27 protein-coding genes, 5 tRNA genes and 1 pseudogene are annotated in these 25046 nt (G+C 72.2%); 26 read left to right on the top strand and 7 right to left on the bottom strand.

Annotated elements, in window-relative coordinates; genetic code table 11:
* The first annotated feature begins 35 nt into the window (after positions 1–35).
* The 6 genes from ACFY61_RS25885 (at position 36) to ACFY61_RS25860 (ending at position 1341) form a co-directional block, all read left to right on the top strand.
* Positions 36–764: an HAD family hydrolase gene (locus ACFY61_RS25885; protein WP_389475562.1), complete on the top strand. Its 729-nt coding sequence runs from the start codon at positions 36–38 to the stop codon at positions 762–764.
* 90 nt (positions 765–854) lie between these two features.
* Positions 855–926 (top strand) — tRNA-Gln (locus ACFY61_RS25880).
* A 21-nt stretch (positions 927–947) separates the two neighbouring features.
* Positions 948–1020 (top strand) — tRNA-Glu (locus tag ACFY61_RS25875).
* Positions 1021–1081: 61 nt separating this feature from the next.
* Positions 1082–1157, top strand: a tRNA-Glu gene (locus ACFY61_RS25870).
* A gap of 18 nt (positions 1158–1175) precedes the next feature.
* Positions 1176–1247, top strand: a tRNA-Gln gene (locus ACFY61_RS25865).
* Between the two features lie 21 nt (positions 1248–1268).
* Positions 1269–1341, top strand: a tRNA-Glu gene (locus ACFY61_RS25860).
* 173 nt (positions 1342–1514) lie between these two features.
* Here the strand turns inward: ACFY61_RS25860 and ndgR are convergent.
* Positions 1515–2231 carry an IclR family transcriptional regulator NdgR gene (gene ndgR, locus ACFY61_RS25855; RefSeq protein WP_030304142.1) on the bottom strand — a complete coding sequence of 239 codons (717 nt, stop codon included), beginning with the start codon at positions 2229–2231 and terminating at the stop codon, positions 1515–1517.
* A gap of 142 nt (positions 2232–2373) precedes the next feature.
* Here ndgR and leuC point away from each other — a divergent pair, with 142 nt between their 5' ends.
* From leuC to ACFY61_RS25835, 4 genes are all read left to right on the top strand, one after another.
* The gene (leuC, locus tag ACFY61_RS25850) at positions 2374–3810 is read left to right on the top strand and encodes a 3-isopropylmalate dehydratase large subunit (protein WP_389475560.1); all 1437 of its coding nucleotides are present in this window, start codon (positions 2374–2376) and stop codon (positions 3808–3810) included.
* A gap of 2 nt (positions 3811–3812) precedes the next feature.
* Positions 3813–4406 (top strand): 3-isopropylmalate dehydratase small subunit, encoded by a 594-nt coding sequence (leuD, locus tag ACFY61_RS25845; protein WP_389475558.1) that lies wholly within the window; start codon positions 3813–3815, stop codon positions 4404–4406.
* A gap of 137 nt (positions 4407–4543) precedes the next feature.
* The gene (locus tag ACFY61_RS25840; RefSeq protein ID WP_150207156.1) at positions 4544–4771 is read left to right on the top strand and encodes a hypothetical protein; all 228 of its coding nucleotides are present in this window, start codon (positions 4544–4546) and stop codon (positions 4769–4771) included.
* Positions 4772–4914: 143 nt separating this feature from the next.
* Positions 4915–5613: an HU family DNA-binding protein gene (locus ACFY61_RS25835; RefSeq protein ID WP_389475556.1), complete on the top strand. Its 699-nt coding sequence runs from the start codon at positions 4915–4917 to the stop codon at positions 5611–5613.
* A gap of 306 nt (positions 5614–5919) precedes the next feature.
* Here the strand turns inward: ACFY61_RS25835 and cofC are convergent.
* A pseudogene (cofC, locus tag ACFY61_RS25830) lies at positions 5920–6538 on the bottom strand (2-phospho-L-lactate guanylyltransferase); the annotation flags it as partial.
* 180 nt (positions 6539–6718) lie between these two features.
* Between cofC and ACFY61_RS25825 the strand changes: the two are divergent.
* Genes ACFY61_RS25825 through ACFY61_RS25815 form a run of 3 tightly spaced genes read left to right on the top strand, consistent with a single transcriptional unit; the run spans position 6719 to position 9675 of the window.
* On the top strand, positions 6719–7471 hold the full coding sequence (locus ACFY61_RS25825; RefSeq protein WP_389475554.1) for a lysophospholipid acyltransferase family protein: 753 nt from the start codon (positions 6719–6721) through the stop codon (positions 7469–7471).
* The gene (locus ACFY61_RS25820) at positions 7468–8478 is read left to right on the top strand and encodes an NAD(P)H-dependent glycerol-3-phosphate dehydrogenase (protein WP_389475552.1); all 1011 of its coding nucleotides are present in this window, start codon (positions 7468–7470) and stop codon (positions 8476–8478) included. Before ACFY61_RS25825 ends, ACFY61_RS25820 begins: the two co-directional genes overlap by 4 nt.
* A 39-nt stretch (positions 8479–8517) precedes the next feature.
* A complete protein-coding gene (locus ACFY61_RS25815) occupies positions 8518–9675 on the top strand; it encodes a D-alanine--D-alanine ligase family protein (protein ID WP_389475550.1) in 1158 nt (385 codons plus the stop codon).
* A gap of 67 nt (positions 9676–9742) precedes the next feature.
* Here the strand turns inward: ACFY61_RS25815 and ACFY61_RS25810 are convergent, their stop codons facing one another.
* Both ACFY61_RS25810 and ACFY61_RS25805 read right to left on the bottom strand, forming a co-directional pair.
* On the bottom strand, positions 9743–10246 hold the full coding sequence (locus ACFY61_RS25810; RefSeq protein WP_389475548.1) for a DUF3515 family protein: 504 nt from the start codon (positions 10244–10246) through the stop codon (positions 9743–9745).
* Positions 10247–10266: 20 nt separating this feature from the next.
* A complete protein-coding gene (locus ACFY61_RS25805; RefSeq protein ID WP_366478019.1) occupies positions 10267–10500 on the bottom strand; it encodes an Lrp/AsnC ligand binding domain-containing protein in 234 nt (77 codons plus the stop codon).
* A 239-nt stretch (positions 10501–10739) separates the two neighbouring features.
* Between ACFY61_RS25805 and ACFY61_RS25800 the strand changes: the two genes are divergently transcribed.
* Complete coding sequence (locus ACFY61_RS25800) at positions 10740–11720, top strand: thiamine-phosphate kinase (protein ID WP_389475546.1); 981 nt, start codon at positions 10740–10742, stop codon at positions 11718–11720.
* Entirely contained in the window at positions 11717–12532 is an 816-nt protein-coding gene (thiD, locus tag ACFY61_RS25795; protein ID WP_389475544.1) for a bifunctional hydroxymethylpyrimidine kinase/phosphomethylpyrimidine kinase, read from the top strand. Before ACFY61_RS25800 ends, thiD begins: the two co-directional genes overlap by 4 nt.
* A gap of 165 nt (positions 12533–12697) precedes the next feature.
* Here the strand turns inward: thiD and rpmB are convergent, their stop codons facing one another.
* Positions 12698–12883, bottom strand: a complete 186-nt coding sequence (gene rpmB, locus ACFY61_RS25790; RefSeq protein WP_064070327.1) for a 50S ribosomal protein L28 — start codon at positions 12881–12883, stop codon at positions 12698–12700.
* 221 nt (positions 12884–13104) lie between these two features.
* Here rpmB and ACFY61_RS25785 point away from each other — a divergent pair, with 221 nt between their 5' ends.
* The 9 genes from ACFY61_RS25785 to mutM all read left to right on the top strand — a co-directional run bounded on the left by ACFY61_RS25785 (position 13105) and on the right by mutM (position 22109).
* Complete coding sequence (locus ACFY61_RS25785; protein WP_389475657.1) at positions 13105–14748, top strand: DAK2 domain-containing protein; 1644 nt, start codon at positions 13105–13107, stop codon at positions 14746–14748.
* Between the two features lie 52 nt (positions 14749–14800).
* Positions 14801–17053, top strand: a complete 2253-nt coding sequence (recG, locus tag ACFY61_RS25780; RefSeq protein ID WP_389475541.1) for an ATP-dependent DNA helicase RecG — start codon at positions 14801–14803, stop codon at positions 17051–17053.
* A gap of 59 nt (positions 17054–17112) precedes the next feature.
* Complete coding sequence (gene rsmD, locus ACFY61_RS25775; protein WP_389475539.1) at positions 17113–17691, top strand: 16S rRNA (guanine(966)-N(2))-methyltransferase RsmD; 579 nt, start codon at positions 17113–17115, stop codon at positions 17689–17691.
* A 14-nt stretch (positions 17692–17705) separates the two neighbouring features.
* The gene (gene coaD, locus ACFY61_RS25770; protein WP_389475655.1) at positions 17706–18185 is read left to right on the top strand and encodes a pantetheine-phosphate adenylyltransferase; all 480 of its coding nucleotides are present in this window, start codon (positions 17706–17708) and stop codon (positions 18183–18185) included.
* Positions 18186–18289: 104 nt separating this feature from the next.
* On the top strand, positions 18290–19309 hold the full coding sequence (locus ACFY61_RS25765; protein WP_389475537.1) for a cell division initiation protein: 1020 nt from the start codon (positions 18290–18292) through the stop codon (positions 19307–19309).
* A gap of 106 nt (positions 19310–19415) precedes the next feature.
* Positions 19416–20078, top strand: a complete 663-nt coding sequence (locus tag ACFY61_RS25760; protein ID WP_389475653.1) for a YceD family protein — start codon at positions 19416–19418, stop codon at positions 20076–20078.
* A gap of 2 nt (positions 20079–20080) precedes the next feature.
* Positions 20081–20254, top strand: a complete 174-nt coding sequence (rpmF, locus tag ACFY61_RS25755) for a 50S ribosomal protein L32 (RefSeq protein WP_030676011.1) — start codon at positions 20081–20083, stop codon at positions 20252–20254.
* A gap of 19 nt (positions 20255–20273) precedes the next feature.
* A complete protein-coding gene (gene rnc / locus ACFY61_RS25750) occupies positions 20274–21098 on the top strand; it encodes a ribonuclease III (RefSeq protein WP_389475535.1) in 825 nt (274 codons plus the stop codon).
* Between the two features lie 141 nt (positions 21099–21239).
* Positions 21240–22109: a bifunctional DNA-formamidopyrimidine glycosylase/DNA-(apurinic or apyrimidinic site) lyase gene (gene mutM / locus ACFY61_RS25745; protein ID WP_389475533.1), complete on the top strand. Its 870-nt coding sequence runs from the start codon at positions 21240–21242 to the stop codon at positions 22107–22109.
* Here mutM and ACFY61_RS25740 read toward each other — a convergent pair.
* Positions 22082–22486, bottom strand: a complete 405-nt coding sequence (locus ACFY61_RS25740) for a winged helix-turn-helix transcriptional regulator (protein WP_389475531.1) — start codon at positions 22484–22486, stop codon at positions 22082–22084. The two genes, mutM and ACFY61_RS25740, sit on opposite strands and share 28 nt — an antisense overlap.
* Positions 22487–22625: 139 nt before the next feature.
* On the opposite strand from ACFY61_RS25740, the gene ACFY61_RS25735 reads away from it, so the two are divergent.
* The gene (locus ACFY61_RS25735) at positions 22626–23225 is read left to right on the top strand and encodes a flavodoxin family protein (RefSeq protein ID WP_389475529.1); all 600 of its coding nucleotides are present in this window, start codon (positions 22626–22628) and stop codon (positions 23223–23225) included.
* Between the two features lie 401 nt (positions 23226–23626).
* Here the strand turns inward: ACFY61_RS25735 and ACFY61_RS25730 are convergent, their stop codons facing one another.
* Entirely contained in the window at positions 23627–24565 is a 939-nt protein-coding gene (locus tag ACFY61_RS25730) for a CAP domain-containing protein (RefSeq protein ID WP_389475527.1), read from the bottom strand.
* A 125-nt stretch (positions 24566–24690) separates the two neighbouring features.
* Between ACFY61_RS25730 and ACFY61_RS25725 the strand changes: the two genes are divergently transcribed.
* Entirely contained in the window at positions 24691–24972 is a 282-nt protein-coding gene (locus ACFY61_RS25725) for an acylphosphatase (RefSeq protein WP_389475526.1), read from the top strand.
* Positions 24973–25046 lie beyond the last annotated feature (74 nt).

Genomic DNA, 25046 nt, shown 5'->3' with positions numbered 1-25046 from the left:
GACGGCCGCCCCCGCGGCGTTGTAGCGTCGGTCACATGCCGATCCGCGCGGTCCTGTGGGACATCGACGACACCCTCTTCGACTACACCGGTGCCGACACCGCGGGTCTGGCCGCATGGCTGGACGAGCAGGGCCTGGGCGCGCTGTACGGCTCGCCCGCCGAGGCCCTCGCGGCGTGGCGGGCGGCCACCGAACGGCACTGGGCCCGGTTCGCGGACGGCCTGGGCACCTTCGAGGGACAGCGCCGGGACCGGGTGCGCGACTTCCTGGAGCGGCCCGCGATGACCGACGAGGAGGCCGACACCTGGTTCGGCCGCTACCTGGCCCACTACGAGGCCGCCTGGGCGCTCTTCCCGGACGCCCTCCCCGCCCTGGAGGCCCTGGCCGGCACCCACCGGCACGGCCTGCTCTCCAACTCCAGCAGCGCCGTCCAGGAGCGCAAGATGCGCAGCCTCGGCCTGCGCGAACGGTTCGAGGTGCTGCTGTGCGCCGTCGAGCTGGGCACGAGCAAGCCCGAGGCGGGTGCCTTCCTGGCGGCCTGCGCCGCGATGGGGCTGGAGCCCGCCGAGGTGGCGTACGTGGGGGACCACCCGGAGATCGACGGCTGCGGGGCGCGCGACGCCGGGCTGGTCGCCGTATGGCTGGACCGGCGCGGCCGCACCGGGCCGGCGCCCGAGGGCGTGCACCGGATCGCGGGCCTCGCGGAGCTCCCGCACGTGCTGGCCGGGGATACCCGTTTTGGAGCACGGTCAGGCATCCGGTAATGTTCTTTCTGCGCCGCCGGGGCGGGCCAAAAGGCCGAAGACCACGGAGGCGCCACTCGAATGGAAACCCGGCAAAGGGTTGACTTTCAGTGGGGTATGGTGTAATTGGCAACACGGCTGATTCTGGTTCAGTTGTTCTAGGTTCGAGTCCTGGTACCCCAGCGCAGTGCGCATGCAGTGCTTGCCCCCGTTGTGTAGCGGCCTAGCACGCCGCCCTCTCAAGGCGGTAGCGCCGGTTCGAATCCGGTCGGGGGTACAGATCCTTCCCGCGAGGTCTCCTGGGTAGCTCCCGGACGCCTTGATGCAGGATCGCTAGGGCCCCCGTTGTGTAGCGGCCTAGCACGCCGCCCTCTCAAGGCGGTAGCGCCGGTTCGAATCCGGTCGGGGGTACCAACTGGTCTAAGCCACCAGTGGCCTATGGTGTAATTGGCAGCACGACTGATTCTGGTTCAGTTAGTCTTGGTTCGAGTCCAGGTAGGCCAGCGCAGTACAAAAGAAGATCTTGCCCCCGTTGTGTAGCGGCCTAGCACGCCGCCCTCTCAAGGCGGTAGCGCCGGTTCGAATCCGGTCGGGGGTACGCAAGGAAGGGGCCCTCCGCGATCATCGCGGAGGGCCCCTTCGCATGTCCGCGCACACCTGCGGCACGCGCCGGAACGGCGCCGGGACGTAGAAGGGCCCGGGAGCGCGCGTGTGGACGTGTGCGGCGTCGTGCGCGCCCCCGGGCCCGGGAGCTGCTGGGGGATAGGTGGGTCAGCCGGAGCGGCGCAGGGCCTCGGTGAGGCGCGCGGCCGCGTCGATGACCGCCTGGGCGTGCATCCGGCCCGGGTGGCGGGTCAGCCGCTCGATCGGCCCGGAGACCGACACGGCGGCCACCACCCGGTTCGACGGGCCCCGCACCGGCGCGGAGACGGAGGCCACGCCGGGCTCCCGCTCGCCGATGGACTGGGCCCAGCCGCGGCGCCGTACGCCCGACAGGGCGGTCGCCGTGAAGCGGGCGCCCTGCAGGCCCCGGTGCAGCCGCTCGGGCTCCTCCCAGGCCATCAGGATCTGCGCGGCAGACCCCGCCTTCATCGGGAGCGTGGAGCCCACGGGCACGGTGTCCCGGAGTCCGGACAGCCGCTCCGCGGCCGCCACGCAGATGCGCATGTCTCCCTGCCGGCGGTAGAGCTGCGCGCTCTCCCCGGTCACGTCCCTGAGGTGCGTGAGCACCGGTCCGGCCGTGGCCAGCAGGCGGTCCTCGCCGGCCGCGGCGGCGAGCTCCGCCAGCCGCGGACCGAGGATGAACCGGCCCTGCATGTCCCTCGCCACCATCCGGTGGTGTTCCAAAGCCACGGCGAGGCGATGTGCCGTGGGTCGTGCGAGCCCTGTCGCCGCGACCAGCCCGGCGAGGGTGGCCGGACCGGACTCCAGTGCGCTCAATACCAGAGCTGCCTTGTCGAGAACGCCGACGCCGCTAGAGTTGTCCATGCAACGATATTCACGTCTCACACTGTGAAACGCAAGTTCAATTTTTCCAAGAACCCGCCAGTCTGTATGTGCGGGCCCACGAACCACTGGGTTCGGGATCTCTAGGAGCGCCGGACCACACACGCCGGCCGGAGGGAAAGCGATGGGTAGGACACTCGCGGAGAAGGTCTGGGACGATCACGTCGTCCGGCGCGCCGAGGGCGAGCCCGACCTCCTCTTCATCGATCTGCACCTGCTGCACGAGGTGACCAGCCCGCAGGCCTTCGAAGGACTGCGCCAGGCCGGCCGCAAGGTCCGACGCCTCGACCTCACCATCGCGACCGAGGACCACAACACCCCCACGATCGACATCGACAAGCCGATCGCGGACCCCGTCTCCCGCACCCAGCTGGAGACCCTGCGCCGCAACTGCGCCGAGTTCGGCGTCCGGCTGCACTCGCTGGGCGACGTCGAGCAGGGCGTCGTCCACGTGGTGGGACCGCAGCTGGGACTGACCCAGCCGGGCACCACCGTGGTCTGCGGCGACTCCCACACCTCCACGCACGGGGCGTTCGGCGCGCTCGCCTTCGGCATCGGCACCAGCCAGGTCGAGCACGTGCTGGCGACCCAGACGCTGCCCATGGCGCGCCCCAAGACCATGGCGATCACCGTCACCGGTGAGCTGGCCGAGGGCGTCACCGCCAAGGACCTGATCCTCGCGATCATCGCGAAGATCGGCACCGGCGGCGGCCAGGGCTACGTCCTGGAGTACCGCGGCGAGGCCGTCGAGAAGCTCTCGATGGAGGCCCGGATGACCATCTGCAACATGTCGATCGAGGCCGGCGCCCGCGCGGGCATGATCGCCCCCGACCAGACCACATTCGACTACCTGGAAGGGCGCGACCACGCCCCCAAGGGCGAGGACTGGGACGCGGCGGTCGCCTACTGGAAGACCCTGCGCACCGACGAGGACGCGGTCTTCGACGCCGAGGTCGTCATCGACGGCTCCGCGCTGTCCCCGTTCGTCACCTGGGGCACCAACCCCGGCCAGGGCGCGCCGCTCTCCGCGAACGTCCCCGACCCGGCTTCGTACGAGGACGCTTCGGAGCGTCTGGCCGCCGAAAAGGCCCTGGAGTACATGGGGTTGGAGGCCGGACAGCCGCTGCGCGACATCAAGGTGGACACCGTCTTCGTAGGTTCCTGCACCAACGGCCGGATCGAGGACCTGCGCGCCGTCGCCAAGGTCATCGAGGGCCGCAAAGTCGCCGAGGGCGTACGGATGCTGGTCGTCCCCGGCTCCGCGCGGGTCGGTCTGCAGGCCGTCTCCGAGGGCCTGGACAAGGTCTTCAAGGAGGCCGGCGCCGAATGGCGGCACGCGGGCTGCTCGATGTGCCTGGGCATGAACCCCGACCAACTGGCGCCCGGCGAGCGCTCCGCGTCCACCTCGAACCGCAACTTCGAGGGCCGGCAGGGCAAGGGCGGCCGCACCCACCTGGTGTCCCCGCAGGTCGCCGCCGCCACCGCGGTGCTGGGCCACCTGGCCTCGCCCGCCGATCTGCCCGAGTCCTCTGCCGTCCCCACGCCTGCCGGAGTCCGATAACCATGGAAGCCTTCACCACGCACACCGGCCGGGCCGTCCCGCTGCGCCGCAGCAACGTCGACACCGACCAGATCATCCCGGCCCACTGGCTGAAGAAGATCACCCGTGACGGGTTCGAGGACGGGCTCTTCGAGGCCTGGCGCAAGGACCCGGAGTTCGTCACCAACCGTCCGGAGCGGCAGGGCGCGACCGTGCTGGTCGCCGGCCCCGACTTCGGCACCGGCTCCTCCCGCGAGCACGCCGTGTGGGCGCTGCAGAACTTCGGTTTCAAGGCCGTCATCTCCTCCCGGTTCGCCGACATCTTCCGCGGCAATTCGCTGAAGAACGGACTGCTGACGGTGGTGCTGCCGCAGGAGACGGTGGACCGTCTGTGGGAGCTGACCGAGGCCGACCCGACCGCCGAGATCACCGTCGACCTGGTCGCCCGGCAGGTCCGCGCCACCGGTATCGAGGCGGAGTTCGAGCTGGACGACAACGCGCGCTGGCGCCTGCTGGAGGGACTCGACGACATCTCCCTCACCCTCAAGAACGAAGCCGACATCGCGGCGTACGAAAGCGTCCGCCCCACCTTCAAGCCGAGCACGATTCGGGGCTGATTCCAGCCTGAGCAGGGCTTATTCGCCTTCGGTGGATCGCCGTTCCGTGACTGTGCCCCCCGCCTCCCGGCGGGGGGCACAGCCGTATGTTGAGGCCCCGTGAGGCGACAACTCGCCCCAGATGGCACAATCTGTGCATGGAACGCGACAGTCAACTCGAGCTCTACGAGCTCGTCGCGGACCGGTTGAAAGAAGCACACGCAAAGGTGCGCGCACTGCAAGTCCCGGAGGGCGTAAGGATGACGCTGACCCGGAAGCTGTTGGTCGTCACGGCCGCGGCGAAGCACGATCTCGCCGACGCGGCAAGGCGTCTGGACAGGTTGATGAAGGATCTCGACGAGGGTCGATTCCCTGAAGGCGACTGATGCGAAGGAACTCCGCAACGACGTTCGTCGTTGCGGCACTAGGGTGATTAGCCCGTTTCGTGTTTGATTTGCGGTATATATCCGCCTAACGTGCGAAATAGCTTGAACACATTCGTTCTGGCGATGTCTCCGAAGGGGAAGACGTGAACAAGGCGCAGCTCGTAGAAGCGATTGCCGACAAGCTCGGCGGCCGCCAGCAGGCCGCGGACGCCGTGGACGCGGTACTCGACGCGATGGTCCGCGCGGTGGTCGCGGGCGACCGGGTCTCGGTCACGGGCTTCGGCTCGTTCGAGAAGGTCGACCGGCCGGCCCGGTACGCCCGCAACCCGCAGACGGGTGAGCGCGTACGGGTCAAGAAGACCTCGGTGCCGCGCTTCCGCGCCGGTCAGGGCTTCAAGGACCTGGTCAGCGGCACGAAGAAGCTCCCCAAGGGCGAAGAGATCGCCGTCAAGAAGGCCCCCAAGGGCAGCCTGATGGCGGCCGCCGCCGCCGGCGGCAGCCGCAGCACGGTCAAGAAGGCCGCCGCCAAGAAGACCTCGGCGGCGAAGAAGACCACGGCGGCGGCCAAGAAGGCCACCCCGGCCAAGTCCACCGCGGCGAAGAAGACCACCACGGCCGCGGCGGCCAAGAAGACCTCGGCGGCCAAGTCCACCGCGGCCAAGAAGACCACCACGGCCGCGGCGGCCAAGAAGACCTCGGCGGCCAAGACCACCACGGCCAAGAAGACCACCGCCAAGAAGACCGCGCCCGCCAAGAAGACCGTCGCGAAGAAGGCGCCGGCCAAGAAGACCACGTCGCGCAAGACCGCCACCGCGAAGAAGACCACCGCCCGGAAGAAGTGAAGCGGGACGGAAGCAGTCACATGCCGGGCGGGCCTCCCTCAGCCAGGGAGACCCGCCCGCGGTGCGTCCGTGCGGCTCCCGGCCGCCGCCGTCACAGGGTCTGCAGGGTGATCAACGTGATCCGCAGCGCGCTGCCCTCGCCCTCGGTCTCGATCCGTACCCGCTGACCCGGACGCAGCAGCCGCAGGCCGCCCGCGTCGAAGGCCGGCGCCTCGAAGGGCACCGGGGTGCCGTCGTCCAGCAGCACACTGCCGCTGCGGGTCTGCTCGTCGTACGTGAACGCGGTTGCCTGCATACCGGCACTGTATCGGGAGGTGTGGGGGCCCAGACCGAGGGTCGCGGCGGCCCGCAGATCCGCCCCCGTGTCCACGTCCAGCCGTACGCTGTCGACCCCGGACAGGGCGATTTCCACCGCCCCCGAGCCGGAATGCCGGAGCCGGGACGCCCCTCCGAACGCAGGCGCCAATTCCGCGCCCGGAACAGCCGATAGCAGGGTGGTTCCGATTCCTGCCGCATCGGCCAGAAATGCGCGCGGAAAATCCCCCGCCCTTTCGAGCACGCGTAGCAATTCCGGCGGCCGCAGCGCCGGCAGGTCCGCGTTCATCGCGGCCACCGCCGCCCCCGGCCGGGCCGCCCGCACCGTACGCGCCCCGTGGGCCAGCGCCGGGTTGAGCCCCGCGCCCGGGGCGTCCGGCACGATCCGCGCCCCCAGCCGCGCCAGTTCCGCTCCGGCCCTGGGATCGTCCGTGACGACCGCCACATCCCGTACCGCGCCGCAGGCCAGCGCCGCCGCCACGGTGTCCTGGGCGAACGCCAGGGCGAGTCCCGCGCGCTCCGCTCCGGCCGCCGCGGCCAGCCGGCTCTTGGCCAGCGCGAGGGGCTTCAGCGGTATCACCAGGCTCCAGCCGGCGTTCCTGCGCCCCACTTCCCGCCCCGCCCTCCGCTCGGCCTCCGACGGCCATTGTCACCCCCCGCCCGGCAACCCGGGGGACCGCCGCCGTGACCGGGGCGTACGGTGTTCTCGACAGAGACCGGACCCGGGGCGACACTTGTCCGGCCCACCGCGCCCCGCCACCCGAACCGGTCCTAGAGGAAGGTGTTCAGAGTGCCCCGCCGCAGAATCGGCTTCTGGTACCGCCTGGCAGCGGTCATCGCCAAACCGCCGCTGCTCGTGCTGTTCAAGCGGGACTGGCGGGGAATGGAACACATTCCGGCCGACGGGGGATTCATCACCGCCGTCAACCACAACTCGTATCTGGACCCGCTGTCCTACGCGCACTACCAGTACAACACCGGCCGGGTCCCCCGCTTCCTCGCCAAGGCCGCCCTCTTCAGGACGCCGTTCGTCGGGACGATCCTCCACGGGACCGGACAGATCCCGGTCTACCGGGAGACCACCAACGCCCTGGACGCGTTCCGGGCCGCCGTCGACGCCATCGAGCGCGGGGAGTGCGTGGCGTTCTACCCCGAGGGCACCCTCACCCGCGACCCCGAGCAGTGGCCGATGCGGGGCAAGACCGGCGCCGCCCGCGTCGCCCTCATCACCAGGGCGCCCGTCATCCCGGTGGCCCAGTGGGGCGCCAACCTCGCCATGCCGCCGTACGCCAGGGAGAACAAGGTCCGGCTGTTCCCCCGCAAGAGGCTCCGGGTGCTCGCCGGGCCGCCCGTCGACCTCTCCCGGTTCTACGACCGGGAACCCACCCCGGAGGTCCTCAAGGAGGCCACCGAGGCCATCATGGCGGCCATCACCGCCCTGCTGGAGGAACTGCGCGGGGAGCAGGCCCCCGCGCAGCCGTACGACCACCGCAAGGCGCGGGCCGAGCAGCGGCGCAAGGCCGCGGGGGAGGGCACCAAGTGACACGTCCCGTGAAGGCGGCCGTCTTCTCCGCGGGCTCCTGGGGCACCGCCTTCGGCATGGTGCTGGCGGACGCCGGCTGCGAGGTGACCCTGTGGGCCCGCCGGCCGGAACTCGCCGACGCCATCAACACCGGCCGCACCAACCCGGACTACCTGCCCGGAATCGAACTGCCGCCCAGTCTGCGCGCCACCACCGACCCGGCCGAGGCCGCGGCCGGCGCCGACTTCACCGTGCTGTCGATCCCCTCGCAGACCCTGCGCGGCAACCTGGCCGAGTGGGCCCCGCTGCTGGCCCCCGACACCGTCCTCGTCTCCCTGATGAAGGGAATCGAACTCGGCACCGCCAAGCGGATGAGCGAGGTCATCGAGGAGGTGGCCAAGGTCCCCGCCGAGCGGGTGGCCGTGGTCACCGGCCCCAACCTGGCCCGGGAGATCGCGGCCCGGCAGCCCGCCGCCTCCGTGGTCGCCTGCGTGGACGAGGCCGTGGCCCGGCGCCTCCAGGCCGCCTGCCACACCCCGTACTTCCGCCCGTACACCAACACCGACGTGGTCGGCTGCGAGCTCGGCGGCGCCGTCAAGAACGTCATCGGCCTGGCCGTCGGCATCGCCGACGGCATGGGCCTGGGCGACAACACCAAGGGCTCCCTCATCACCCGCGGCCTCGCCGAGACGACCCGCCTCGGCCTGGCGATGGGCGCCGAACCGCTCACCTTCTCCGGGCTCGCCGGCCTCGGCGACCTGGTCGCCACCTGCTCCTCGCCGCTCTCCAGGAACCACACCTTCGGCACCAACCTGGGCCGCGGCATGACCCTGGAGGAGACCATCGCGGTCACCAAGCAGACCGCCGAGGGCGTCAAGTCCTGCCAGTCGGTGGCCGATCTGGCGCGCCGCCACGGCGTCGACATGCCCATCACCGACACCGTGGTCGACATCGTCCACCACGGCAAGCCGCCGCTGGTCGCGCTGAAGGACCTGATGGGACGCAGCGCCAAACCGGAACGCCGCTGACACCTTTCCGTACGTTCGAGCGGGTACCCTCGTGGCGATATGAGCAGCGAGAACCTCCCCCAGACCCCTGAGCAGCAGGGCCGCAAGCCCCGCGTGGCCGTCGTGTTCGGCGGCCGCAGCTCGGAACACGCCATCTCGGTCGTCACGGCGGGCGCCGTGCTCCGGTCCATCGACCGGTCCAAGTACGAAGTCCTGCCGATCGGCATCACGACCGACGGCCGCTGGGCGCTGACCGCCGACGAGCCGGCCCGGATGGCCATCGCCGACCGCGCCCTGCCGAGCGTGTCGGACCTGGCCGAGGCCGAGGACGGCGGGGTCGTCCTCCCGGTCGACCCGGCCTCCCGCGAGGTCGTCTACACCGAGCCCGGCAACGTGCCGAAGTCGCTGGGCGAGGTCGACGTCGTCTTCCCCGTGCTGCACGGCCCCTACGGCGAGGACGGCACCCTGCAGGGCATGCTGGAGCTCTCCGGCATCCCGTACGTCGGCTCGGGCGTCCTCGCCTCGGCCGTCGGGCAGGACAAGGAGTACATGAAGCGGGTGTTCACCTCGTTCGGGCTGCCGGTCGGGCCGTACCTGACCGTCCGCCCGCGCGAGTGGGCCGCGGACGCCTCCGCCGCCCGCCGGCGGATCGTCGACTTCGCCGGCGAGCACGGCTGGCCGCTGTTCGTGAAGCCCGCCCGGGCCGGCTCCTCCATCGGCATCACCAAGGTCGACGACGTCTCAGGCCTGGACGAGGCGATCCGCGAGGCCCAGCGGCACGACCCGAAGGTCATCGTGGAGGCGCTGCTGCGCGGCCGCGAGATCGAGGTCGGCGTCCTGGAGTTCGAGGACGGCCCGCGGGCCAGCGCCCCGGCCGAGATCCCGCCGGTGTCCAGCCACGAGTTCTACGACTTCGAGGCCAAGTACATCGACTCCGCCTCCGGCATCGTGCCCGCCCCGCTGACCGCGGAGCAGACCGCCGAGGTCCAGCGGCTCGCCGTGGAGGCCTTCGAGGCGGCCTCCTGCGAGGGCCTGGTGCGCGCCGACTTCTTCCTCACGGACGACGGCGACTTCGTCATCAACGAGATCAACACCATGCCCGGCTTCACGCCGATCTCCATGTACCCGCGGATGTGGCAGGAGTCGGGGATCGAGTACCCGGAACTGGTGGACCGCCTGATCGAGGCCGCGCTCCGCCGCTCCACGGGCCTGCGCTGACACCCGCCGCCGGCCGCCGTCACCCGGCGGCGGCCGGGCGGCCGGGTCGTGCCCGTACGGGCCCCCGCTAGTACGCGGCCACGCCTTCCGGAACCGTCCTCGCGACGGCGTCCGAGAGACCGACCAGCATGCCCGCGTCCTTGGCGTGGGCCTCGTCCACGTACACCTGGATGTAGGCCAGCCGCATGCCGGTGGTGAACCGGAACCCGCCGCCGGCGGAGTCGGGGAGCTCCTCCAGCAGCCAGGCGACCCCGTTGACGTGGACCCCCTCCTGCTTGGGATCCGCCATCGCGGCGGGCTTGGGGATCCCGCACCGCAGTACGATCGCCGGGCCGCCCCAGGCGGCGGTCAGCTCCGACCGGGGCTCGGTCCCGCTCCGGGCGAGACCGGCCACCCGGTCGGGCAGTTCCCCGTGCAGCGCCGCGCAGAGCTTCGCGACCTCGGCCGGCGGCGCGGGCGGCGGCTCCACCCGTACGTCCGCGTCGCCGGGTGCGCAGCCCGCGACCGCGAGCAGGGCCGCGAGGGCGGTCAGCGCGGGCACGGGGGCGGGCCGGAGGCGGCGGGACTTCACCGGCCTAGAGTAGACGGGGGCTACAGATGCACCACCGGGCAGGTCAGGGTACGGGTGATCCCCTCCACCTGCTGGACCTTGGCGACCACCATGCGGCCGAGGTCGTCCACCGTGTCCGCCTGGGCCCGGACGATGACGTCGTACGGACCCGTCACGTCCTCTGCCTGGATCACCCCCGAGATCTGGCCGATGGCCTCGGCGACCGACGACGCCTTGCCCACCTCGGTCTGAATCAGGATGTACGCCTGTACCACGGAACCTCCAGGGCGGCCGCGAGGATCATTTCCCCGACACCCCCTAATCTTCGGGTGGGACACCCCGGGGGAGAAGGGACGCCACGGTACCGCGTCGCCGAGTGTCACGGGGAGACCCGTGAGCCGGGCGCCGCGCCAAGCGGGGCGTCCGCAGAGCACAAGTTGACGTATCAGTTGACGGTACCCAGAGCTGTGACGGCTCGCGACCGCAAGCGGACTGGGCCAGAAGGAGCACAGCGATGAAGGGCACTGTGGGCGAGCTCGGCGAGTTCGGGCTCATCAGGGAGCTCACCTCCCGGCTCACCAGCACCCCGGCGGTCCGGCTCGGGCCCGGTGACGACGCCGCGGTGGTGTCGGCGCCCGACCGCCGGGTCGTGGCGAGCACGGACATCCTGCTGGAGGGCCGGCACTTCCGGCGGGACTGGTCCACCGCCTACGACGTGGGCCGCAAGGCGGCCGCGCAGAACCTCGCCGACATCGCGGCCATGGGCGCCGTGCCCACCGCGCTGCTGCTCGGCCTGGTGGTGCCCGCCGAGCTGCCGGTGACCTGGCCGACCGAGCTGATGGACGGCCTGCGGGACGAGTGCCAGGTCGCCGGCGCCGCCGTGGTGGGCGGGGACGTCGTCCGCGGCGACACCATCACCGTGGCCATCACCGCCCTCGGCGATCTCCGTAACCACGAGCCCGTCACCCGCTCCGGGGCCAAGCCCGGGGACGTCGTCGCGGTCACCGGCTGGCTCGGCTGGTCCGCGGCCGGCTTCGCGGTGCTCTCCCGCGGCTTCCGCTCCCCGCGCGCCTTCGTCGAGGCCCACCGGCGGCCGGAACCCCCGTACCACGCGGGCCCCGCGGCGGCCGGCCTCGGCGCGACCGCGATGACGGACGTGAGCGACGGCCTCGTCGCGGACCTCGGCCACATCGCGGAGGCCAGCAAGGTCCGCATCGACCTGCGGTCGGCCGCGATCGACATCCCCACCCAGATGTTCGACATCGGGCAGGCGGTCGGCGTGGACCCCCTGCAGTGGGTGCTCACCGGCGGCGAGGACCACGCCATCGTGGCCACCTTCCCGCCGGACGTGAAGCTGCCCGCCCGCTGGAAGGTCATCGGCGAGGTCCGCGGCCCCTCGGCGCAGCCGCAGGTGACGGTGGACGGCGCCCCCTGGACCAGCACGGGCGGCTGGGACCACTTCGGCGCGGACCCGGCCGAGGAGCCGCTGCGATGAGCGCGCCGGCCGTCGCGGCGCCCCGGCTCTGCCTGACCGTCGCGGGGTCGGACTCCGGCGGCGGCGCCGGCATCCAGGCCGACCTGAAGACCATGCAGGCCCTGGGCGTGCACGGGATGAGCGTGCTGACCGCCGTGACCGCCCAGAACTCGACGGGGGTGCACGGGGTCTGGGAGCTCCCCACCGAGGCCGTCACGGCCCAGTACCGGGCCGTGGTGGACGACATGGGCGTCCACGCGGTGAAGACGGGGATGCTGTCCTCCGCCGCGCTGGTGGAGACCGTGGCCGGGCTGCTGGCCGGTACGGACGCCCCCGCCGTCGTCGACCCCGTCGGCGTCTCCAAGCACGGTGACCCGCTGCTGGCCGCCTCGGCCCTGGACGCCGTACGCACGCTGCTGCTGCCGGCCGCCACGGTGGCCACCCCCAACCTGGACGAGGTCGCGCAGCTCACCGGAGTCCGGGTGGAATCCGAGGACGACATGCGGCGGGCCGCGGACGCCGTCCTCGGCTTCGGCCCGCGCTGGGCGCTGATCAAGGGCGGCCACCTCGACGCGGGCGGCGGCGAGGCGGTCGACCTCCTCACGGACGGCACCGAGGAGCACTGGCTGCGCGCCCCCCGCCACGACAACCGGCACACCCACGGCACCGGCTGCACCCTGGCCAGCGCCGTCGCGGCCGGCCTCGCCCGCGGCCTGACGGTCCCGGAGGCGGTCACGGCGGCCAAGGAGTACGTGACCCCGGCGATCGCGGCGGGCTTCCCGCTGGGCTCGGGCATCGGCCCGGTGGACCACGCCTGGCGCTGGCGGTCCTGAGCCGGCCCGCCGTCCGCCCGCGCCCGTACCCCCTGGCGCGGGCGCGCGGGTACGGGCGCGGCTCCGCCGGGCCGACGCCCCGCCTCAGGGAATGGCAAAAGGCCGGCTCACCAGAGGTGAACCGGCCTTCTCGGCAACCGGAAGGGCTGCGCTACGACGGGAGCGTCAGCGCGAGACCTTGCCGGCCTTGATGCACGAGGTGCAGGCGTTGAGGCGCTTCGGCGTCCCACTGACCACGGCACGCACGCGCTGGATGTTCGGGTTCCAGCGACGGGACGTACGGCGGTGCGAGTGCGAGATGTTGTTGCCGAAGCCCGGCCCCTTGCCGCAAACGTCGCAGTTGGCAGCCACAGGTCACTCCAAAGACTTCAGATGCACTTACAGAGAAATCCGGCGCACCGGATCAGGGATCTGAAGTGGTTTGCCGGGGGTATGACCCGACTGTCGTCGGGCAACCGGAGCAGCATACAACGACTGCTCCCGTCGAAGAAAACTACCATGAAGCCCACGGCCGCCGCCCCTCCCCCCGTTACCCTGCGGTGAACCCCAGCCCGCAGGAGGAGGAACCCCCGGTGCCGCACGAGCCGCACACCCTCGACGCCGAAGCGGTGCGCACCTGGAGCTCGCTGGCCTTGGCCTCGCTCGGCCGGGCCCGCGAGGACATCGACGCGATCAACGTCTATCCGGTCGCCGACGCCGACACCGGGACCAACCTCTACCTGACCGCCGAGTCCGCCGCCCGCGAGGTCGAGGCCGCCTGCGCCGCCCCGCCCGGCGACGGCACGCCCGTCTCCCTCGCCCGCGCCGTACGGGCGTACGCGCACGGAGCCCTGACCGGCGCACGCGGCAACTCCGGCACCATCCTGGCGCAGCTGCTCCGCGGCATGGCCGACGTACTCGGCACCGACGCCGAACACCCCGGCACCGCGGCCGACGGCCCCGGCACCCGCCTCGCGCACGCCCTGACCCGGGCCGCCGACTCGGCCTACGAGGCCGTCGCCCACCCCGTCGAGGGCACCATGCTGACCGTCGCCCGGGCCGCCGCCCGCGCCGCCGAAGCCGTGGCGGGACCTCCGGCGGCCGTCGCCCGGGCCGCCTACGACGGGGCCCGCGCCGCCCTGGAGCGGACCCCGGGCCAGCTGGCCGAGCTGGGCCGGGCCGGGGTCGTCGACGCCGGGGGCTGCGGGCTGGTCGCCGTACTCGGGGCGCTCTGGCAGGCGCTCTCCGGCCGCGCTCCCGAGGCGGAACCGGTGCCCGGGCGGCCGGCGGCCGTCCCGGTGCGGCCGGACGCCTGCGCCCAGGAGCACGGCGGGCCCGCCTTCGAGGTGATCTACCTCCTGGAGGCCGGGGACGCGGCCGTGGCGGCGCTGCGCGAGCGGCTGGACGCCCTGGGCGACTCCCTGGTGGTGGTCGGCGGCGACGGGCTGTGGAACGTCCACGTCCACGTCGACGACCCCGGCGCCGCGGTGGAGGCCGGCATCGAGGCCGGCCGGCCGTACCGGATCCGGATCACCCACTTCGGCGACCAGCGGCAGCGGGGGCGCGGCGAGCGCGCCCAGCGGGCCGTCGTGGCCGTGGTCCAGGGCGAGGGCCTGGCCGGACTGTGCGGGGAGGCGGGCGCCACCACCGTGCCGGCCCGGCCCGGACAGCCGCCGTCCGTGGAGGACCTCGTGGACGCCGTACGCCGGGCCCACGCCCGCGAGGTGGTGCTGCTGCCCAACGACGCCGAACTGCGCGCGGTCGCCGCGGCCGCCGCCGGCCAGGCCCGCGCCGAGGGCGTGCGGGCCGCGGTGATCCCCACCCGCTCTGCGGTCCAGGGGCTGGCCGCGCTCGCCGTCCACGACCCCGAGGGCAGCTTCGACGAGGACGTGGTCGCCATGACCTCGGCGGCCGGCGCCACCCGCTACGGCGAACTCGCGGTCGCCGAGAGCCGCTCGTTCACCTCGGCCGGCATCTGCCAGGCCGGCGACGTCCTCGGCCTGATCGACGGGGACGTGGCCGTGATCGGCGCCGACCTCGCCGCGACCGCGCAGGCGGTGCTCCAGCGGATGCTGGGCTCCGGCGGCGAACTGGTCACCCTGGTGCTCGGACCGGAGGTCCCCGACGCCCTTGCGCACCGCCTGGAGGCCTACGTACGGGACGGCCACCTGGCCGTGGACACGGTCACCTACCGCGGTGGCCGCCACTCCGCCCCGCTCCTGATCGGCGTCGAATAGCCGCGGGCGGCGGGAGCCCGGCGGCGCCGCGCTGTCGGCGGCATGGTGTGGAATGGAACACGTGCCCGCGCTCGACGAACCACTGAAGAAGACCCTCGGCCCCGCCACCGCCAAGGTGCTGGCCGAGCAGCTCGGCCTGCACACGGTCGGCGACCTGCTGCACCACTACCCCCGCCGGTACGCCGAGCGCGGCGAGCTGACCTCGCTCGCCGAGCTCTCGGACCAGCTCGACGAACACGTCACGGTGGTCGCGCAGGTCGCCGACGCCCGCGTCCACACCTTCAACGGGGGCCGCGGCAGACGCCTCGAAGTCACCATCACGGACGGCGCCGGCCGCCTCCAGCTGGTCTTCTTCGGCTCGGGGGTGCACAAGCCGCACAAGGAGCTCCTCCCCGGCACCCGCGCGATGTTCGCCGGCAAGGTCGGCGTGTTCAACCGCAGGCTCCAGCTGTCCCACCCCGCGTACGAGCTGCTCGGCGGCGAGGGTTCGGACCGCGAGGCGGTGGACGCCTTCGCCGGCCGGCTCATCCCCATCTACCCGGCCTGCGCCAAGCTGGAGACCTGGAAGATCTCCAAGGCGGTGGACGCCGTGCTGCCCGCCGCCGAAGCGGCCGTCGACCCGCTGCCGCCCGCGCTCCGCGAGGGCCGGGGCATGGTCACCCTCCCCGAGGCCCTGCGGAAGATCCACCGCCCGCGGGCCAAGGCCGACGTCGCCGTCGCCCGGGAACGCCTCAAGTGGGACGAGGCCTTCGTCCTCCAGGTCGCCCTGGCCCGCCGCCGCCACGCCGACACCCAGCTGCCCGCCGTCGCCCGCCGCCCCGTCCCGGGCGGACTCCTCGACGCGCTCGACGCCAGGCTGCCCTTCACCCTCACCGAGGGCCAGCAGAAGGTCTCCCGGGAGATCTTCGACGACCTCGCCACCGAACACCCCATGCACCGGCTGCTCCAGGGCGAGGTCGGCTCCGGCAAGACCCTGGTCGCGCTGCGGGCCATGCTCGCCGTCGTGGACTCCGGCGGCCAGGCCGCCATGCTCGCGCCCACCGAGGTGCTCGCCCAGCAGCACCACCGGTCCGTCACCGAGATGATGGGCGAGCTCGCCGAGGGCGGCATGCTCGGCGGCGCCGAACAGGCCACCAAGGTGGTGCTCCTCACCGGGTCGATGGGCACGGCCGCCCGCAGGCAGGCGCTGCTCGACCTCGCCACCGGCGAGGCCGGCGTCGTCATCGGCACGCACGCCCTGATCGAGGACAAGGTCCTGTTCCACGACCTCGGCCTGGTCGTGGTCGACGAGCAGCACCGGTTCGGCGTGGAACAGCGCGACGCCCTCCGCTCCAAGGGCAAACAGCCGCCGCACCTGCTGGTGATGACCGCCACTCCGATCCCGCGGACCGTCGCCATGACCGTCTTCGGAGACCTGGAGACCTCCGTCCTGGACCAGCTGCCGGCCGGCCGCTCGCCCATCGCCACCCACGTCGTCCCCGCCCGGGACAAGCCGCACTTCCTCACCCGGGCCTGGGAACGGGTCCGCGAGGAGGTCGGGAAGGGCCACCAGGCCTACGTGGTGTGCCCCCGCATCGGCGACGGCGAGGACGACAACGGCAAGGGCGGCAAGGGTTCCAAGGGCTCCAAGAGCGCCAAGAGCGCCAAGGGCATGGAGGGCGCGGACGGTGCGGAGGACGCCGACGAGCGACGGCCCCCGCTGGCCGTCCTCGACGTCGCCGAACAGCTGCGCACCGGCCCGCTCGCCGGGCTCACCGTGGAGGTCCTGCACGGCCGCATGGACCCCGCCGACAAGGACGAGGTGATGCGCCGCTTCGCGGCCGGCGAGACACAGGTCCTGGTCGCCACCACCGTCATCGAGGTCGGCGTCAACGTGCCCAACTCCACCGCGATGGTGATCATGGACGCCGACCGGTTCGGGGTCTCCCAGCTGCACCAGCTCCGCGGCCGGGTCGGCCGCGGCTCCGCCCCCGGCCTCTGCCTCCTCGTCAGCGACATGCCCGAGGCCAGCCCGGCCCGCGCCCGGCTGGCCGCCGTCGCCGCCACCCTCGACGGCTTCGAGCTCTCCCGCATCGACCTCGAACAGCGCCGCGAGGGCGACGTCCTCGGTCAGGCCCAGTCCGGGGTCCGCTCCTCGCTGCGGATGCTGGCCGTCATCGAGGACGAGGAGGTCATCGCCCAGGCCCGCGAGGAAGCCACCCGGGTGGTCACCGCCGACCCCGGCCTGGAGGCCCTGCCGGGGCTGCGCACCGCCCTGGACGCGCTCCTCGACACCGAACGGGAGCAGTACCTGGAGAAGGGCTGACAATGGTGGTGGCCGCCCCGGCGGCGGCCACCACCACCCGCAGACCCGAAGGAACCCAGATGACCCGCGTGATCGCCGGCACCGCCGGCGGGCGCCGGCTGGCCGTGCCGCCCGGCACCGGCACCCGGCCGACCTCCGACCGCGCACGCGAAGGCCTGTTCTCCACCTGGGAGTCCCTGCACGGCCTGGCGGGCGCGCGGGTCCTCGACCTGTACGGCGGCTCGGGGGCCGTCGGCCTGGAGGCGCTCTCCCGCGGCGCGGCCCACGCCCTGCTCGTCGAGGCCGACGCCCGGGCCGCGCGGGCCATCCGGGACAACATCGGCGCGCTGGGCCTGCCCGGCGCGGAGTTCCGGGCCGGCAAGGCCGAGCAGGTCGTCGCCGTCCCGGCGCCGGGAGACCCGTACGACATCGTCTTCCTGGACCCGCCCTACGCCGTCACCCACAGCGATCTTGGCGAGATCCTGCTCACACTCCGCGCCAATGGCTGGCTCACCGACGACGCGCTCGTCACCGTGGAGCGAAGCACTCGCAGCGGCGCCTTCCCCTGGCCCGACGGGTTCGAGCCGCTCCGCTCCCGGCGGTACGGCGAAGGCACCCTCTGGTACGGTCGCGCCGCTCTCACCAGCGAAGACTCATGAACGAGGGAGTTCAGTTGCGCCGCGCCGTCTGCCCGGGATCGTTCGATCCCATCACCAACGGACACCTCGACATCATCGGACGCGCCTCCAAGCTGTACGACGTCGTCCACGTCGCCGTGATGATCAACCAGTCCAAGAAGGGACTGTTCACGGTCGAGGAGCGGATCGAGCTGATCCGCGAGGCGACCGCCGACTACGGCAACGTCCAGGTGGAGGCCTTCCACGGTCTGCTCGTCGACTTCTGCAAGCAGCGCGACATCCCCGCCATCGTCAAGGGGCTGCGCGCCGTCAGCGACTTCGACTACGAACTCCAGATGGCCCAGATGAACAACGGCCTGACCGGCGTGGAGACGCTCTTCGTCCCCACCAACCCCACCTACAGCTTCCTCTCCTCCTCCCTGGTCAAGGAGGTCGCCGCGTGGGGCGGTGACGTCTCCCACCTGCTGCCCCCGCACGTGCACGCCGCACTGATGGAACGTCTCGGCAACCGCTGACCCTCCTGACGTCCCGTCACTCCGCCCCCGGGCCTCCGGCCGTGGCCTTACAGTCGTCCCGTCCGTCTCGGGAACCACCCGGGGCCGAGAGAGTGCGAGCCCGTATGGACGTGCAGAAGAAGCTCGACGAGATCGTCGCGGCGGTCGGCGGCGCCCGGTCCATGCCCATGTCGGCCTCCTGCGTGGTCAACCGGGCCGAGCTGCTCGGCATGCTCCAGGAGGTGCGGGAGGCCCTGCCGGGCTCCCTCGCACAGGCCCGGGAACTGATCGGCGGACGGGAGCAGCTGGTCGAGGAGGCCCGCCTGGAGGCCGAGCGGATCATCGAGTCGGCGCACGCCCAGCGGGGTTCGCTAATCTCCGACACCGAGGTCGCCCGGCGCTCCCGGGACGAGGCGGACCGCATCCTCGCCGAGGCCCGCCGGGAGGCCGCCGAGATCCGCGCCGAGGCCGACGACTACGTGGACAGCAAGCTCGCCAACTTCGAGGTCGTGCTCACCAAGACCATCGGCTCGGTGGACCGGGGTCGCGAGAAACTGCTGGCCGGCGAGGCCACCGACGAGGGCCACGGGTCCGCGGAGGAGTACATCTCCGCCAAGCTCGCCACCTTCGAGGCGGTGCTGGCCAAGACCCTGGAGGCGGTCGGCCGCGGCCGGCAGAAGCTCCAGGGCCGTGTGCCCACCGACGACCTGGGCGCCCACATCGCCGCACGGGACGCCGCCGGTGCGCCGCAGTCGCGCACGGCAGCCGACGCCGACTTCCTGGCCGCGCTGGCGGAGCCGGACCCGGAGCCGGCGCCCGCCCCCGTCGCGCCGGTGCCGCAGCAGCCGGTCTACGACGCGTACGGCTACCAGCAGCACCAGTCGCAGCCGGTACCCGACGGTTACGCCTACCAGGACCCCTACCCCGGCTACCAGCACCCGCAGGCCGACCCCTACGGCGGCTACCCGCAGCCCGGCCAGGCCGACCCGTACGCGGCCTACCAGCAGGACCCGCAGCACCAGGCCCAGCACCACCACCCGCAGCAGCACCAGCAGCACCCGCAGGCGGCGCTCGACGAGACCAGCTTCTTCGACACGAGCATGATCAACCTGGACCAGCTGCGCCAGTACGAACAGGGCCGCTAGCGACGGATCCGGTCCGGATTGGGCTCAGAGCGGAGCGCCGGGTATCCTGGCTCTTCGGTCGCGCGTATGCGCCGCCCTCTCGCGTGCCCAAAAGCACGCGGACACGATCTTCTCGAAAGCAGGAACGGCCCTGAACACCCGCCTCGACCACCGCAACCCCCTCGTGTTCGACACGCACGAGCTGGGTCGGCGTCCTGGTGCCATGCAGCGGCTGTCCCGCGAGATCCCGGCTCCGGCGGACTTCGGTCTCGACGGGGTCATCGGAGTGCCGGAAGGCGCTCCCATCGAGCTCGACCTCCGCCTGGAGTCGGTCATGGAAGGGGTGCTTGTCACAGGCACCGCCCGTGGAACCGTCCAGGGGGAGTGCGTAAGGTGTCTGGAGTCCGTGGAGCGCGAGCTCGACGCGGATTTCCAGGAGATGTTCTCGTACCCTGACGCCGACGACCGGGGCCGCCCCAAGGCGGACGCCGGCGACGACGCCGAGGATGACGAGGGCATGCTCTTCCTCGAGGACGGCTTGTTCGACCTCGAACCCGTGCTGCGGGACGCGGTGGTGCTCGCACTGCCGCTGCAGCCGGTGTGCCGGGAGGACTGTCTCGGTCTGTGCCCCGACTGCGGGGCCAGCCTGAATGACGACCCGGACCACCACCACGACGCCGTCGACATCCGTTGGGCGGCACTGCAGGGACTCGTCGTGACCGATCAGGACGACGAGAAGGACAACATGAGCGGCGCCGCATCCGGCGTCGACGAGAAGCAGGAGAAGTAGCCGTGGCTGTTCCGAAGCGGAAGATGTCGCGCAGCAACACGCGCCACCGCCGGTCGCAGTGGAAGGCTGCGGTCACCCCCCTGGTTTCGTGCGAGCGTTGCCAGGAGCCGAAGCAGCAGCACATCGCGTGCCCGAGCTGCGGCACCTACAACAAGCGCCAGGTCCTCGAGGTCTGAGCGGCTGGTGAGAGGCGCAATGTCTGAGCTTGCCGGCGACAAAAAGCAGGCGGACAGCAACAACGCGGCCTCGTCCCACACGCTTCTGGAAGGGCGGCTCGGCTATCAGCTCGAGTCCGCCCTTCTGGTGCGTGCGCTGACCCACCGCTCGTACGCGTACGAGAACGGCGGTCTGCCCACCAACGAGCGGCTGGAGTTCCTCGGGGACTCGGTGCTCGGCCTGGTGGTCACGGACACGCTGTACCGGACCCACCCGGACCTGCCCGAAGGCCAGCTGGCCAAGCTGCGGGCCGCGGTGGTCAACTCGCGTGCACTGGCGGAGGTCGGACGCGGCCTGGAACTCGGCTCCTTCATCCGGCTCGGCCGGGGCGAAGAGGGCACGGGCGGCCGGGACAAGGCCTCCATCCTCGCCGACACCCTCGAAGCGGTGATCGGCGCGGTCTACCTCGACCAGGGCCTCGACGCGGCCTCTGAGCTGGTCCACCGGCTCTTCGACCCGTTGATCGAGAAGTCCTCGAACCTCGGTGCCGGCCTGGACTGGAAGACCAGCCTCCAGGAGCTGACGGCGGCCGAGGGCCTCGGTGTACCCGAGTACCTCGTCACCGAGACCGGCCCGGACCACGAGAAGACCTTCACCGCTGCCGCCCGCGTCGGTGGTGTCTCGTACGGCACCGGCACCGGCCGCAGCAAGAAGGAAGCGGAACAGCAGGCAGCCGAGTCCGCCTGGCGCGCGATCCGCGCGGCTGCGGACGAGCGGGCCAAGACCGAGGCGGCGGCCGCCGCCTCGGTCGCGACCGCGGACGGCGGCGTCCCGACGCCCGCCGATCCGGCACAGCCGGCCTGACGCCTTCCTTCGCGTTTCCTTCGACGGACCGCCCGCCCCCCGCTCCAGGGGAGGCGGGCGGTTCCGTACGCTCACCCGTACGAGCCCCGTCCGCCCACCCCGTCCGCCACCGGTACGGACGCCAGTCCCGAGGAGCCACCCGTGCCCGAACTGCCCGAGGTCGAGGTCGTCCGGCGCGGGCTGGAGCGCTGGGTGGCCGGGCGGACCGTGGCCGAGGTCGAGGTGCTGCACCCCCGCGCCGTACGCCGGCACACGGCAGGCGGGGAGGACTTCGCGGTCAGGCTGACCGGGCGGACCCTCGGCGTGCCGCAGCGGCGCGGCAAGTACCTGTGGCTGCCGCTGGAGGGGCAGGAGCAGTCGGTCCTGGGCCACCTGGGCATGAGCGGGCAGCTGCTCGTCCAGCCGTCCGGGGCCCCCGACGAGAAGCACCTGCGCATCCGCGTGCGGTTCGCGGACGCCGCCGGGACCGAGCTGAGGTTCGTGGACCAGCGGACCTTCGGCGGGCTCTCCCTGCACGACACCGTCCCCGGAAGCCCCGAGGCACTGCCCGACGTCATCGCGCACATCGCCCGCGACCCCCTGGACCCGCTGTTCGACGAGACCGCCTACCACCTGGCGCTGCGCGCCAAGCGGACCACCCTCAAGCGCGCCCTGCTCGACCAGTCGCTGATCAGCGGTGTCGGCAACATCTACGCCGACGAGGCGCTGTGGCGCTCCAGGCTCCACTACGAGCGCCCCACCGCCACCCTCACCCGCCCCCGGAGCGCCGAGCTCCTCGGCCACGTCCGGGACGTCATGAACGCCGCCCTGGCGGTGGGCGGCACCAGCTTCGACAGCCTGTACGTCAACGTCAACGGCGAGTCGGGCTACTTCGACCGTTCGCTCGACGCCTACGGGCGCGAGGACGAGCCCTGCCGCCGCTGCGGCACGCCCATGCGCCGCCGTCCCTGGATGAACCGCTCCAGCTACTTCTGCCCGCGCTGTCAGCGGCCGCCGCGCACCGCGTCGTAACGCTCCCGGGCCTCCAGCACGCCCGGCGTGCTGCTCTCCAGGAACCGGATCAGGGACAGCAGCCGCTCCGCGACCTCCCGGCCCATCGGGGTCAGCTCGTAATCCACCCGGGGCGGGTTGGTGGGCTGGGCCTCGCGGTGCACGATGCCGTCGCGCTCCAGCGCGTGCAGGGTCTGGGAGAGCATCTTCTCGCTCACCCCGTCCACCCGCCGGCGCAGCTCGTTGAACCGGCACGCCCCGTCGTACAGGGCGCTCACCGTCAGGCTGCCCCAGCGCCCCGTCACGTGCTCCAGCGTCTCGCGGGACGGGCAGGCGCGCGCGAAGACGTCGTAGGCGAGGTCGTCGCTGTCGGTCCCGGTGCGTGTCGTGGCGTCCATACCTCCAGCGTACTCCCGGGCAGCGCCCTCCGACAGGAAGTGCTATCCGAGGGTGAGCGCAATGCGAACGCTTGCGCTTTCAAAAAGTTAGTGCTTTCCTTTCCTCATCGCACTAACCACCCCTGATGGGAGAACGGCCTTGTCCGCGAACACCCCTGTCGTCTCGATCGCCTACCACTCCGGCTACGGCCACACCGCCGTCATCGCCGAGGCCGTGCGCAACGGGGCCGCCGAGGCCGGCGCCACCGTGCACCTGATCAAGGTCGACGAGATCGACGACGCGCAGTGGGAGCTCCTCGACGCGTCCGACGCGATCGTCTTCGGCTCCCCGACCTACATGGGCACCGCCTCCGGTGCCTTCCACGTCTTCGCCGAGGCCACCTCGAAGCGCTGGTTCGCCGACGCCTGGCAGGACAAGCTGGCGGCCGGGTTCACCAACTCCGGCTCCAAGAGCGGCGACAAGCTGCACACCCTGCAGTTCTTCCAGACCCTCGCCGCGCAGCACGGCATGAGCTGGGTCAACCTGGGCCTCAAGCCGGGCTGGAACTCCTCCACCGGCTCCGAGAACGACCTGAACCGGCTCGGCTTCTTCTCCGGCGCGGCCGCCCAGAGCAACTCCGACGAGGGCCCCGAGGCCGTCCACAAGGCCGACGTGGCGACCGCCGAACACCTCGGCCGCCGCGTCGCCGAGACGGCCCGCGTCTTCGCCGCCGGCCGCGCGGCCCTCGCCTCCGCCTGACCACGTCACCGGGGGCGGAAGCAGCAAGAGGAAGGGGCCGGGTCCCAGACCCGGCCCCTTCCCCTGTCACTGCTGCGTGGCAGTGTGCCGGCTTCGACCACGTCGTCGAAGCCGGCCTCGACGTCTCGCGGGGGCGGCTGACGGTCCCGGGGTGCACGGACCACGCGCCGGCCGCGGCGACCTTCCATGTCCTCCCGGGCTGGAACCGCATCCGCGTGTCCCGGAGCAACCTGGCGCGGGCCACCGAGGCGGAAGTCGAACTCCGACAAGAGCCCCGAGACCACCGAGAAGGTCCGCATCCAGGTCTGGCCGGCCCCCGAGGTGCCCCCGCAGGTCATCCAGCGGTGGACGTGAGGCGTCGCCGGTGGCTGGTCCCTGACCCGCGCCACCGGGGGCTGGACTCAGAAGCCGAAGTTCTGGGTCCACCAGGGGCCGCCCTGGGCGTCGTACATGCCGACGCCCAGGGTGCGGAACTCGCAGTTGAGGATGTTCGCCCGGTGGCCGGGGCTGTTCATCCAGGACTTCATCACCGAGGCGGCGTCGCCCTGGCCGCGGGCGATGTTCTCGCCGCCCAGGCCGGAGATGCCGGCCTGGGCCGCGCGGGCCCACGGGGTGTCCCCGTCCGGGTCGGTGTGGTCGAAGAAGCTCCGCTGGGCCATGTCCTTGCTGAACGCCCCGGCCAGCGCGGCCAGCGGGGGGTTGGCCCGGACGGCCGGGCAGCCGGCCGCCGCGCGCTCCTGGTTGACCAGGGCGAGTACGGCGGCCTCCTCGGCGGAGTGGCCGGTGGGCACGGGCGGGGCCGCGACCACGGGCTTCGACGGGGCGACCGACGGGGCGACCGGCGGCGCGACCGGCGGGGTCGGCTTCGCCTTCGGCTTCTCCGGGGCCTTCGTGGAGGGCGCCGGAGCCGGCTTCGCCGGAGCGGAGGCGGAGGCCGGGGCCGAGGGTGAGGGCGACGGGGCCGAGGGGGTCGGGGAGGCCGGAGCCGGGGACGGCGCGGAGGCGGACGGCGAAGCCGGCGCCGAAGGCTTGGGGGAGGCGGCCGCACGGGTGCCGCTCGCCGACTCGGGCGAAGGGGAACGGCCCGAGAGGTTCGCCAGACCGCCCTGCGGGGTCAGGGCGCCGCCGCCCGGGGAGGGCTTGGGCCCGGCCTCGGCGGGACGCTCCTCGTCCGCGCTCCCGGTGCCCACGTACGGGAAGGCGCTGCCGACCGGGACGACGCCCGTGGTCACCGCGGCCGTGCCCAGTACCACCGCCGCGCCCGCACCGAGCAGGCCGTTGCGCACAGCGGTGCCGCCGCGCCGGGTGCGGCGCGTCGCGGGGAGTCGGTGGCGTCCCATGGGGCCGTACCCTCCAAGATCGACCTTTACTCACCCAAACGGGTGAGTTCATTGGTCGGCGACTGTACGCCATGAGGGCCGGGCCCGATGCGACCCGCGGACGAACGCGCGGATAGCGTTCGGGCATGAACGAGGATGTCCGAATGACCGCGTGGGTACGCGGCCGCGTACAGGGAGTGGGCTTCCGCTGGTTCACCAGGGAGAACGCCCTGGAGATCGGCGGACTGACCGGATTCGCCCTGAATCTGGACGACGGCCGGGTACAGGTCGTGGCCGAAGGTCAACGTGAGAATTGCCACCGTCTGCTGGAATGGCTTCGATCTTCCGACACGCCCGGCCGGGTCGACGGAGTGACTGAGATCTGGGGCACTCCGCGCGGTGGATATGACGGATTCGCCATTCGCTGACCTCATCGAATGATCATGTGCTGATCTGCGTATACGTTGCCGCGATCAGGCTTTCGTGGAAGGCTCGTGGCCGA

Source organism: Streptomyces sp. NPDC012888, assembly GCF_042900645.1.
Taxonomy (GTDB): domain Bacteria; phylum Actinomycetota; class Actinomycetes; order Streptomycetales; family Streptomycetaceae; genus Streptomyces.
Note: the sequence above shows the minus strand (reverse complement) of the source record. Positions and strands in the feature narration are given on the sequence as shown.